Raw genomic sequence first — 12,768 nt, 5'->3', positions numbered from 1 at the left:
AATGGGCTACGAAAGTGAGGAGATCCGGCAGAGCCAGGAAATTTTCTATTATTTGTTAGAGCATCATGAATTGCAGGAAGAGGAAGAGCAGGCGCTGTACCGGGCTTACACAGAGCAGGAGTCTGTGCAGAACCTGGTGAAATCCCAGGGGGAGATTGCCATGTGCAACATTGAACGCTATGGCAATGTCATTTATTTGATTCCCAAGGAGGAAAATAATTTCCTGGGCTTTTCCAAGACTCAGCTGAAGGCGGTCTTATGTAAATCCAACGGTACGGATAAGGATTACTATCTGTCCCAGTTTGTGATTCTTACCCTTTTGGTGGAATTTTTTGACGGGCAGGGAAGCAGCAGTAAATCCAGGGAATACATGCGGGTGGGCGAATTGCAGAACTGTATTTCCCAACGGCTGAAGGAAGGGGTTAAGAATGTTTCAGAGGAGGAAGAAGAGCAGAAGGGCATTGCATTTTCCAATATGATGGAAGCCTATGAGGCTCTTCGTTCCGATGAAAAATCCACCCGTGCAAGAACCACCAAGGAAGGATTTTTGTACCATATCCTGATGTTTCTGCAGAAACAGGGCCTGATTGAATACGTGGAGCAGGATGAAATGATAAAAACCACCAGGAAGCTGGACAGCTTTATGGACTGGAATCTGTTAAATCAGAACAATTACCAGAGAATCCTGAAGGTGTTAGGAGAGAATCATGAGTAAAATCAATGCGGTACGGCTGATTAATATCAATTACAACAATAACAATATCCGCGTCAGCGACGAAACCTTTCATTTTAACGGGGAAAGTACGCTGCTGTCCTTAAGAAACGGCGGCGGGAAATCCGTGCTGGTGCAGATGATGACAGCTCCCTTTGTCCACAAACGGTACCGGGACGCCAAAGACCGTCCATTTGAAAGCTATTTTACCACCGGAAAGCCTTCGTTTATCCTGGTGGAGTGGGCGCTGGAGCAGGGAGCCGGATATGTGATGACAGGCATGATGGTGCGCAAAAGCCAGGAGGTGGAGGAGGGAAACCTGGAAAATCTGGATATGGTGAATTTTATCAGTGAATACAAAGGCTCCTGTCTGCAGGACATTCACCGTCTGCCTGTGGTGGAAAAGGGAAAACGGGAAATGCTCCTCAAGAATTTTGCCGCCTGCCGTCAGCTGTTTGAAAGCTACAAAAGAGATCGGGCGGTGAATTTTTTCAGCTTTGACATGAATAACCATGCCCAGTCCAGACAGTATTTTGAAAAATTGGCAGAGTACCAGATTAATTATAAAGAATGGGAAACCATTATTAAAAAAGTAAATCTGAAAGAATCGGGCCTGTCCGATTTGTTTGCAGACTGTAAGGATGAAAAGGGCCTGGTGGAAAAATGGTTTCTGGACGCGGTGGAACATAAGCTGAACAAAGAACGGAACCGAATGAAGGAATTCCAGTCCATTCTGGAAAAATATGTGGGCCAGTACAAGGATAACCAGTCAAAAATCAAGCGGCGGGACACCATCCGTCTGTTTCAGGAGAAAGCAGAACAGATTGAAGAGAAAAACCGGACATACCGGGAGAACGGCCGGAAGGTGGGGGCTCAGGAAAACAGAATTGCCTGCTTCCGGCAGGAATTGGAAACACTGCATCAGGAATATGCAGGAAAAGAGCAGGAGAATCGGCAGCAGGCAGAACAGCTCCGCCAGGAGATGGAACGGCTGAATTACGAGAAATTGTCAGAAGAATATTACCGCCTGGAGGAAGAAAAGAAATTCCATGCAAGCAACCGGGATATGATTGAACTGGAAAAAGAGGGCCTGGAACGGGAAGCGGAAAAAATACAGACAACCCTGAATCTGTTTCTCTGCGCAAGGCAGCAGGAAGCAGTAAATGAGGAAAAAGCCGATTGGGAGCTGGCCGCTCAGCAGCTTGCGGTGGCCAGGGAGAAAGATAAGGATCTGGAGCCGGAACGAAAGGCAATCGGCGCCCTTCTCTGCCGTCATTATCAGTCCGCCCTGGAAAACGTCGGGGCCAGTCTGAAAGAAAATCAGCGTCAGAGGAAGGAAACTGCCGAAGAGATACAAAAAGAGCAGAAGCTGCTGGAAGAACTGGAGGAATCTTTGCGGAAAAACGCGCTGCGGGCCGGAGAGTTAAAAAGCAGAATCAGAAGCTTTGACAGAACAGAAGAGCAGTTCAATGCCCGCTATCAGGAGCAACTTCTCAGAAATATCCTGGGAGAATATGAGCCGGGAAGCCTTGAAATTTTTGGAGAGGTCTGCCGGAGATCCATAGAAGAACAAATCCGTTTGAAAACCTCCAAAAACCGGGAACTGGAGCAGGCAAAAAACAGAAAAATCAGCCTGGAACGCAGCCAGTACCGCCGGAACGAGGAGAAAGCCTTTGCCGCCGCGGCAAGGAAACAGCAGCAAAACCTGCAGGAGCTCTATGAGAAAGAGCTTGCGGATCGCAGGGATATTTTAAAATATCTGGAACTGGAAGAATCCGCATTATTTGAGGAAGCGAAAATTTTCCAGGCGGCAGACCGGAAACTTCTGGAGATTGACAGTCTGAGACGGAATCTGGAAAAAGAAGAAAATGAACTGCAGAAGGAATATCAGCGGATTACCGAGGGCAAAGTCCTGGAGCTGCCTCCGGAACTGGCAGCGGAATTTGAAAAAGCCGGTATCCACATTGTCTACGGCATGGAGTGGCTGAAAAAGAACGGCTATTCCCGGCAGAAGAACCGGGAGCTGGTAAGAAGCCATCCGTTCCTGCCCTATGCGCTGATTTTGTCAGAGGGGGAAGCGGAGAAGCTGTCCCGGCTGACCGGCAGCATTCCCACAGGATTTCCCATTCCGATTGTGCTGAGAAAGAGCCTGGAGCAGCAGGGAAAAGAGAAGAACGGCAATCTGATAGCATTTCCCGGCATCCGGTTTTACCTGCTGTTTAATGAGAATCTTCTGGATGAGGAAAAACTGCAGCAGCTTTTAGCCCAAATCCAGCGTCAAATTGAGAAAAAGCAGGAAATGGCAGCCATCCGCAGGAAGGAATACGGAGATTATTTCGCCTGGAAGGAGCAGGTGAAAAATCAGCAGGTCTGCAGGGACAATTATCAGGAGAATCAAAAGCAGCTTCAGGAATCGGAAGAGAAGCTTCAAAAACTGGAACAGGAAATCCGGCAGGCTTCCCAGGAGCTTTCCGGCCTGCAGGAAGAAATTTCCGGCCTGGAAGGGGAAATCAGAACTGCAGAAAAGCAGACGGAGATTTTAGAACAGAAGAACCAGGATTTTGCGGAAGTCTTAAAGGCTTATGAAGCGTATCAGGAGGACCGCAGGCAGCAGGAAAAGTGCCAGAGAGAAGAGCAGCATTTGGCCGAGAGCCAGAAATTATCCAGGCTGAAGGAAGAAAAGCTTCAGGAGAAGCTGCAGACCCTCCGCAACCGCCAGTCGGATTTGGAGCGGGAACAGGAAAAGCAGCAGGAGCAGCTTGGCCTGTATCAGAGCTATGAAGGAAAGAGCCTGCAGGAGCTTCCGGAAGAAATCAAAAGAAGGCTGCCAAAAGAGGTGCCGGAATTAGAAGCCAGATACCGGGCGGTTACCGCAGCTGTTTCCCGGGAAATTCAGTCTTTGGAGGAACAGGAATTAAGAAGCGGCAGACGCTACCAGAAAGCCTGCGGGGAATTAAGCCATCTGTCTGAAAAATACCGTCTGACTTCAGACCAGTGGGCAGGTATTGTTTACAGCCGCAGAGAGGAAACGCACCAGGAAATCCAGTTGGAGGACCGCAGAAAGAAGCTGAAAATCAAAGAGAGCCTCTGGAATGAGGAGGATAAGCAGACAGCGCTGCTGACCCAGCAGATGCAGGAGCGTATCAAACGGATGACTGAGGAATGCGGCCAGGATTGCCCGCTGCCCAAAGAAGAAATCCGCAGCGAGGATTTTGAAGCCTGCAAAAACCAGCTGGAATATCAGCGCAGGGAACTGGAAAAAGTTGGGAAATCGCTGCAGAACCGTTTGAACAGCTACAATGAGAACCTGACCGCCCTTGCGGAATACAGTGAGCTGCCGGTGAAAGAAGCACTGGAATGGCAGGAAGATTTTGCAGGAATGGATGCAGGCAGCCTTCGGAATTTTAAAGGGATTTTACTGCGGGATTACAATAAATACCGGAGCGATCAGCGGGAAGCCAGAGAGCAGCTGGTGTATGTATTAAACGCGGTTGTGCGTTTGGAGCAGTTTCAGGAGGATTTTTACCGGAAGCCTTTGGAAGCCATGTTGGAACTGTCCAAAGATGCCGAACAGGTGCAGCGGCAGCTGGACACCACCATACAGTCTTATCAGAGCTTGATGGAGAAACTGGAGGTGGACATTTCCCTGGTGGAAAAAGAGAAAAATAAGATTGTGGAGCTTTTAGAGGAATATCTCCAGGAGGTGCACCAGAACCTTGGAAAAATCGACCATAATTCCACCATTGCCATTCGGGAGCGTCCGGTGAAAATGTTAAAGCTCCAGCTTCCCTCCTGGGAGGAAAATGAAAGCCTTTACCATTTAAGGCTGGAGGATTTTATTGATGAGCTGACCCAGAAGGGCATAGCAATTTTTGACAGAAATGAGAATGCCCAGGAGTATTTCGGCATTCAGATGACCACAAGGAACCTGTATGACACGACGGTGGGAATCGGAAACGTGCAGATCCGGCTGTACAAGGTGGAGGAGCAGCGGGAGTACCCGATTACCTGGGCGGAGGTTGCCAGAAATTCCGGCGGGGAAGGGTTTCTCTCAGCCTTTGTCATCCTCTCAAGCCTTTTGTATTATATGCGCAGGGATGAGTCAGATATATTTGCAGACAGAAACGAGGGCAAGGTGCTTCTGATGGACAATCCCTTTGCCCAGACCAATGCCTCCCATCTGCTGAAGCCTTTGATGGATATGGCGAAAAAGACCAATACCCAGCTGATCTGCCTGACCGGGCTGGGCGGGGAATCCATTTACAACCGGTTTGACAATATTTATGTGCTGAACCTGGTAGCGGCAGGCATCCGCCAGGGCATGCAGTACCTGAAAGGCGAGCATATGCGGGGCAGCGAGCCGGAGGAACTGAGCGTGTCCCAGATTGAGGTGGTGCAGCAGGAATTGGTGTTCTGACGCGATTTAAAATAAGGAAAAAAAGTTCTGGTATTTTCGATAGAAGTGTGATATAATTTCAAAATGATTGTGAGTAGAAGCATCAGCTTTATAATTGGAAAATATTATAAGGATTACGACATATATTTAAGGAGGAAATAATAGGAATGAGCGTACAGGTAGAAAATTTGGAGAAGAATATGGCAAAACTTACCATAGAGGTTCCGGCAGAAGAACTGGAGAAAGCAATCCAGGCGGCATATGTGAAGATGAAAGGCAGAATCAGCCTTCCGGGATTCCGCAAAGGCAAAGTGCCGAGACATATGGTTGAGAAAATGTACGGCGTGGAAATCTTTTATGATGACGCTGTGAACGATCTTCTTTCCAAAGAATATCCCAAGGCTGCGGAAGAATCCGGTTTGGAAATCGTTTCCCGTCCGTCCATTGACGTGGAACAGTTAGAGAAAGGGAAGAATTTTATTTTCACGGCGGAAGTTGCCGTGAAACCGGAAGTTACCCTTGGAAAATACCTGGGCGTTGCTGTGAAACAGACAGATGTTTCCGTTACAGAAGAGGAAGTTACTGCTGAGGTAGAGAAGGAACGGGAGAGCAATGCAAGAATGATTACTGTAGAGGATCGGGCAATTCAGGAGGGAGACACCGCAGTAATTGATTATGAAGGATTTACAGACGGCGCAGCATTTGAAGGAGGCAAGGGAGAGAATCATTCTCTGGTTATCGGTTCCCATTCCTTTATTGATACCTTTGAAGAGCAGCTGATTGGTAAACATACAGGCGAAGAAGTAACCGTTAATGTTACTTTCCCGGAAGAATATCATGCCCCGGAACTGGCAGGAAAGCCGGCTATGTTCCAGGTTAAGATCAATGAAATCAAGACCAAGGAGCTTCCGGAGCTGGATGATGAATTTGCCCAGGATGTATCAGAATTTGATACTCTTGCGGAGTACAGGGAAAGCGTTCAGAAGAAGCTGACAGAGCGTAAGGAGAACGAAGCAAAACGTGCAAAAGAGGAAGAAGCAATCCAGAAGATTGTAGAAGATGCACAGATGGAAATTCCGGATGCCATGATTGACACCCAGGTGGATTCCATGATTGACAATTTTGCCAGCAGAATTGCACAGCAGGGTATGGCTCTTGAGCAGTATCTGCAGTTTACCGGAATGACAGAAGAGAAGCTGGCAGAGCAGATGCGTCCGGATGCATTGAAGCAGATTCAGTCCGGCCTGGTGCTGGAGGCAATTGCCAAAGCAGAGAACATCGAAGTATCTGAAGAGGATATCGATGCAGAGATTGAGAAGATGGCCGGAATGTACGGCATGGAAGCGGATAAGCTGAAAGAGTACATGGGAGACGGTGAGAAGGAATCCATGAAGAAAGACCTGGCTGTTCAGAAAGCAGTAGAGCTGATTGTGGAGAAAGCGGAAGAACAGGCAGAATAATAGAACAGAGACAGGATTTGCAGACGGCTAAAGAGCCGGATGTCCTGTATCCGGGGATTTGAAAATAAGGAGGAAGTTAGAATGAGTTTAGTGCCTTATGTCGTAGAACAAACCAGCAGAGGCGAGCGGTCTTATGATATTTATTCCAGACTGCTGAAAGACAGGATCATTTTTCTGGGAGAAGAAGTCAATGAAGTAACCGCCGGCCTGGTAGTGGCGCAGCTTTTGTTTCTGGAATCGGAAGATCCGGGAAAAGATATCCATTTGTATATCAATTCTCCGGGCGGGGTGGTAACTGCCGGCCTGGCAATTTATGACACCATGAATTATATCAAGTGCGATGTGGAAACTATCTGTATTGGCCTTGCAGCCAGCATGGGAGCATTTTTGCTTGCAGGAGGAACAAAGGGAAAACGTTTTGCCCTTCCCAATGCAGAGATTATGATTCATCAGCCCTCTGGCGGAGCAAAAGGACAGGCAACAGATATTCAGATTGTTGCAGATAATATTCAGAAAACCAAGCACAGATTGAATACAATTTTATCTGAGAATACAGGAAAGCCGTATGATGTGATTGCAGCGGATACCGAACGGGACAATTATATGTCTGCGGAGGAGGCAAAAGAATACGGCCTGATTGATGGTGTAATTACAAACAGAAAGTAGAATGAGGGGACAGCGCGCTTTTGCCACTGTCCCCTGTGTGAATATTATACTCGGGCGCATACTTATATGCCGGATGATTTGCCATTTTTTAAAAAATAGGAATTTGCCGGCGGATCATTTGACTGCGGGTATAAAAATAAATGGAATAATGGGGTGAAGAAATGGCTGGAAGATTGGATGACAGAATCCGCTGTTCTTTTTGCGGAAAGACAGACGGACAGGTACGCAAATTAATTGCAGGGCCCAACGGTGCGTATATCTGTGATGAATGCGTGGATATCTGCGCAGAGATTATTGAAGAAGAATTATTAGAAGAAGAGGAACCGATGCCGCAGCAGCAGGAAGAGTTGGAAGAAATAAATCTTCTGAAGCCGGTGGAGTTAAAAGCATTCCTGGATGAATATGTTATTGGGCAGGAAGAGGCCAAGAAGGTTCTTTCCGTAGCTGTATATAATCATTATAAAAGAATTCTGGCGCCGCCGAATCTGGGTGTGGAGCTGCAAAAGAGCAATATTCTGATGTTAGGGCCTACCGGATGCGGAAAAACGCTGTTGGCCCAGACCCTTGCGCGTATTTTAAATGTGCCTTTTGCCATTGCGGACGCAACTGCGCTGACTGAGGCAGGTTACGTGGGGGAAGATGTGGAAAATATACTGCTGAAAATCATTCAGGCGGCAGAATATGATATCGAACGGGCCCAGAGAGGCATTATCTATATTGATGAGATTGATAAGATCACCAGGAAATCGGAAAATCCATCCATTACCAGGGATGTATCCGGCGAAGGCGTTCAGCAGGCTCTTCTGAAAATCCTGGAAGGGACAGTGGCCAGCGTTCCTCCTCAGGGCGGGAGAAAGCATCCTCAGCAGGAATTGTTACAGATAGATACTACAAATATTCTGTTTATCTGCGGCGGGGCTTTTGAAGGTCTGGATAAAATTGTGGAAAACAGGATGGATCAGAAGTCGATGGGCTTCAACGCAGAAATTGCAGATAAAAGAGAGAAAGATCAGGGTATGATTTTAAAACAGGCATTGCCCCAGGATTTTGTGAAGTTCGGGCTGATTCCGGAGTTTGTAGGACGCGTTCCGGTTACCGTTTCTCTGGACGCCCTGGACAAAGATGCCCTGGTGCGGATTTTAAAAGAGCCGAGAAATTCTCTGATCCGCCAGTATGAGGCGTTGTTTGAGTTGGACGGCGTACTGCTTACCTTTGAAGAGGAGGCAATTGAGGCAATTGCCGAGAAAACTTTGCAGCGGAAAACAGGGGCCAGAGGACTTCGGGCAATTGTGGAGAAGGTGCTGATGGATTTGATGTACCGGGTGCCTTCAGATGAATCAATTACCCATTGCAATATTACAAAGGCAGCCGTGGAACATGAACGGGCAGTGGAAATTGCATTTGGCAGTGAAAGCAAATCTGCCTGAGGAGAGATAAAATGAAGGAAGAGAACAGAAATATTCCGGCAGTGGCACTACGGGGAATGACCATACTCCCCGGTATGGTGGCACATTTTGACGTGAGCAGAAGCAGATCCGTCCGGGCAGTGGAAGCTGCAATGATGAAAGATCAGACCGTTTTTCTGGTAACCCAGAGAAATGTTGAGAAAGAAGAACCGGAACTGAAAGATTTATACGGCATCGGCATTATTGCTGTCATTAAGCAGGTAATTAAATTACAGAATAATGTTGTCCGGGTATTGGTGGAAGGAGAAACCCGCGCCCGCCTGAAGGAAATGGAATGGGGAGAATATCTGGTTGCAGAGGCGGAGCCTCTGCAGCGGGAAGAAGAGATGCTTCCGGCAGAGATTCAGGCCGCCATGATCCGCGGAATTCAGGAAACCTTTACCCGTTACTGCCTGATGAATCCAAAGCATGGAAAAGAGCTTGCAAGACAGATGGTGGAAATTACAGATCTGGAGAAGCTGCTGGATTATATCGGAAACAATCTTTCGGTGGGATTTGAAGAGAAACAGAAGATTCTGGAAGCGCAGACCATACAGGAGCGGTATGAAACGTTGATGATTATCCTTCTGAATGAGATTAATATTATCCAGATCAAAACAGAGTTCCAGACCAAGGTAAAAGAAAAAGTTGACAAGAATCAAAAGGAATACATTCTGCGGGAACAGATGAAGCTGATCCGGGAGGAGCTGGGAGAGGACAATACCGTATCCGAGGCAGACAACTATCTGGAAGAATGTAAAAAACTGGATGCAGACCAGGAAGTCAAGGAAAAGCTTGAAAAAGAGATTGAGCGTTTTAAGAATGTTTCCATGAATTCCTCTGAAAGCGCAGTGATCCGCGGATATATTGAAACCATTCTGGAGCTTCCCTGGAATCGGGCCTCTAAGGACAACAAGAAGCTGGAGGATGCAGAACGGATTCTGGACGAGGATCATTATGGAATGGAAAAGGTAAAAGAGCGTATGCTGGAATTTCTGGCTGTGCGGAATCTCACCAAAAAAGGCGACAGCCCGATTATCTGTCTGGTGGGCCCGCCCGGCACAGGCAAAACCAGTATTGCCAAATCTGTGGCCCGGGCTTTGGATAAGCAATATGTGAGAATCAGCTTGGGCGGCGTCCGGGATGAGGCGGAAATCCGGGGCCACCGGAAAACTTATGTGGGAGCCATGCCCGGCCGGATTGCCAATGGACTGAAAAATGCCGGCGTCCGCAACCCGCTGATGCTTTTGGATGAAATAGATAAAATCAGCAGCGATTACAAAGGGGATACGGCTTCTGCCCTGTTGGAAGTATTAGACAGCGAACAGAACAGCAAGTTCCGGGATCACTATGTGGAGCTGCCCCTGGATTTGTCAGAGGTGCTGTTTATCGCTACAGCCAATTCCCTGCAGACCATTCCAAGGCCATTGCTGGATCGTATGGAGATTATTGAGGTCAGCAGTTATACAGAGAATGAAAAGGCCCATATTGCCAGAGAACATTTAATTGCCAAGCAGATGGAGAAAAACGGTCTGCAGGAAGGGCAGCTGTCCATCAGCGACAATGCCCTGGAGAAATTGATCCGCGGTTATACCAGAGAAGCCGGCGTCCGCAACCTGGAGCGGAAAATCGGTGAGATTTGCAGAAAAGCTGCCCGCGAGATATATCAGAAAAATAAAAAGACGGTAAAAATAACAGAGAACAGTCTGGAAAAATTACTTGGGAAAGAAAAATATAATTATGATTTAATAAATGAAACAGATGAAATCGGAATTGTACGCGGTCTGGCCTGGACCAGTGTAGGAGGGGATACCCTGCAGATTGAGGTAAATATTATGCCGGGCAAGGGAGAGTTTCAGCTTACCGGCCAGTTGGGCGATGTGATGAAGGAATCTGCCAAGGCGGGAATCAGTTATATCCGTTCCGTCAGCGAACAGTATGAAATTGACAAGGAATTTTTCCAGGAATGGGACATTCATATCCACATTCCGGAAGGGGCCGTGCCCAAAGACGGGCCCTCCGCCGGAATTACCATGGCTACCGCCATGCTCTCAGCCATCACCAAACGGAAGGTCAGAAAAGATGTGGCCATGACAGGAGAGATTACGCTGAGAGGCAGAGTGCTTCCCGTCGGCGGTCTGAAGGAAAAGACACTTGCAGCCAAAAATGCGGGAATCAAGACCATCTGCGTGCCGAAGAAGAACGAGCCGGATATCAGCGAGATTGCCCAGGAAATCAAAAAAGGACTGGAAATTGTGTTTGTGGAAAATATGGAACAGGTATTGGATGTGGCTTTGGTGAAATGATACAGGAGGGAAGCAATGGTCATTAAATCAGTGGAATTAGAAACAGTATGCGGTATTACCAGTAAGCTGCCGGATACAGACAAACCGGAGGTGGCTTTTGCCGGGAAATCCAATGTGGGAAAGTCCTCTTTAATTAATGGCCTGATGAACCGGAAGGCATTGGCCCGGACATCCGCCCAGCCGGGAAAGACCCAGACCATCAATTATTACAATATTAATAACAGTATGTATCTGGTGGATCTGCCCGGATACGGGTATGCCAGAATAACCCTCAGTGAGAAAGAAAAATGGGGAAAAATGATAGAGAATTACCTGCATACGTCCAGACAGTTAAAGGCCGTTTTCTTACTGATTGACATTCGCCATGAACCCTCCGATAACGATCGGCAGATGTATGACTGGATCGTATATCAGGGCTTTAATCCGATTATTATTGCAACCAAATCCGATAAAGTCAGCGGCAGAAAGCTGCCGGAGCATATCAGAATGATTCAGGAAGGACTGAATTTAAAAAGCGGCACGCCGCTGTTTCCCTATTCCGCCCTGACCAAACAGGGAAAAGAAGAAATCTGGGATTATATGGATGAACTGTTGGGATTTTCCGGGGAAAAAGACATTTCTGACGCAGGAGAAATTGGCTTTGCCGATGAAACCGGCGCCATACCGGAAAAAGCCGCAGAAGCTCCGGCAAGAAAACCCAGAAGGAAAGCTGCGGATCTCCCTAAGAAATTAAGACAGAAAAAGAAAAAGGAACAGGCAGGAAAGAAAAAAAAATCTGCAAAAAAGGGAGGAAAGCGTGAAAAGAAATAAATACTGGTTTGTATGTTGCATGCTGCTTGCCATTGCTTTGGCAAGCGGTATTTTTACTAAGGCATATCTGCAGCTGGAGGAGAAAACCAAAGCAGGAGAGGAAATCAGGATTGTCACATCTTTCTATCCCGTTTATATTGCTGCGGAAAATGTGGTGGGAGACAGCCCGGGAATCCTTCTGGAAAATCTCAGTGAACCTCAAACGGGATGTATGCATGACTATCAGCTGACGCCCCAGGATATGATTCTGTTATCCAGAGCAGATTTATTTTTGGTAAACGGCGGCGGAATTGAAGGGTTTCTGACAGAAGTGGGCGAGGCCTATCCAAAGCTTGCAATCCGTCAGATTACAGACGGAATAGCTCTGATGCAGGAAGATGTCCATTCAGAAGAAGATGCTCATTCAGAAGAGCTTCATGATCACGGAGAGGGGAACGCCCACGGTTGGATGGATACCAGAATATATGCGGAGATGGTAAAGAATATTGCAGATTTTATCAGTCAGGCAGATCCGGAGCATAAAGAGATTTATCAGAAAAATGGGGAAAGATACTGCGCCAAGGTAGAAGAACTGACCAGACAGATTGAGGAAATCCGGGCGGATCATCCAGAAGGGATCAGCACAGTGATTTTTCATGAAGCCTATGAATATACGGCAGAACAGTATGGCCTGCATACGGCATATTGCCTGGATTTGGATGAAGAGCGGCAGGTCAGCGCCGGAGAAGTGGCGGATTTGCTGGAGGAAATGGAGAAAAATCAGGTATCACTTGTATTGGCAGAGGAATTATATGGGAAAGATATGGGTGAGACAGTGAAACAGGAGACAGAATGCCAAGTGTTCTATCTGGATATGCTGGTGCGGGGAGACTATCATCCGGACAGCTATCTGAAGGCCATGCAGAAAAATATTGATTTAATGCGGGAGGCTCTGGAAGGACAGGTTTATCCCGGAGACTGAGCGAAGGCCCTG

The 12,768-nt window shown here is 47.4% G+C and carries 7 protein-coding genes and 1 pseudogene; all 8 read left to right on the top strand.

The genetic code is table 11. The features are described 5' to 3' along the window. The first annotated feature begins 1 nt into the window (after position 1). Positions 2-715, top strand: coding sequence for a DUF6063 family protein (locus ACTO17_RS02700; protein ID WP_172536092.1), 714 nt, complete (start codon positions 2-4; stop codon positions 713-715). Continuing rightward, entirely contained in the window at positions 708-5,129 is a 4,422-nt protein-coding gene (locus ACTO17_RS02695) for a coiled-coil domain-containing protein (protein WP_482556804.1), read from the top strand. The genes ACTO17_RS02700 and ACTO17_RS02695 overlap by 8 nt, the downstream gene beginning before the upstream one ends. Positions 5,130-5,275: 146 nt before the next feature. Beyond that, complete coding sequence (gene tig / locus ACTO17_RS02690) at positions 5,276-6,568, top strand: trigger factor (protein WP_482556803.1); 1,293 nt, start codon at positions 5,276-5,278, stop codon at positions 6,566-6,568. 81 nt (positions 6,569-6,649) lie between these two features. Next, on the top strand, positions 6,650-7,234 hold the full coding sequence (gene clpP, locus ACTO17_RS02685) for an ATP-dependent Clp endopeptidase proteolytic subunit ClpP (protein WP_172536095.1): 585 nt from the start codon (positions 6,650-6,652) through the stop codon (positions 7,232-7,234). 161 nt (positions 7,235-7,395) lie between these two features. Continuing rightward, on the top strand, positions 7,396-8,661 hold the full coding sequence (gene clpX, locus ACTO17_RS02680) for an ATP-dependent Clp protease ATP-binding subunit ClpX (RefSeq protein WP_172536096.1): 1,266 nt from the start codon (positions 7,396-7,398) through the stop codon (positions 8,659-8,661). Between the two features lie 11 nt (positions 8,662-8,672). Continuing rightward, positions 8,673-10,985 carry an endopeptidase La gene (lon, locus tag ACTO17_RS02675; RefSeq protein ID WP_482556802.1) on the top strand — a complete coding sequence of 771 codons (2,313 nt, stop codon included), beginning with the start codon at positions 8,673-8,675 and terminating at the stop codon, positions 10,983-10,985. A gap of 15 nt (positions 10,986-11,000) precedes the next feature. Beyond that, positions 11,001-11,582: pseudogene (yihA, locus tag ACTO17_RS02670) on the top strand (ribosome biogenesis GTP-binding protein YihA/YsxC); the annotation flags it as partial. 199 nt (positions 11,583-11,781) lie between these two features. Beyond that, the gene (locus ACTO17_RS02665) at positions 11,782-12,756 is read left to right on the top strand and encodes a metal ABC transporter substrate-binding protein (protein ID WP_482556801.1); all 975 of its coding nucleotides are present in this window, start codon (positions 11,782-11,784) and stop codon (positions 12,754-12,756) included. The last annotated feature ends 12 nt before the right edge of the window (positions 12,757-12,768 follow it).

Source organism: Petralouisia sp. (assembly GCF_056822245.1).
The sequence above is the reverse complement of the archived record's forward strand: the minus strand, read 5'-3'. Positions and strand labels throughout refer to the sequence as shown.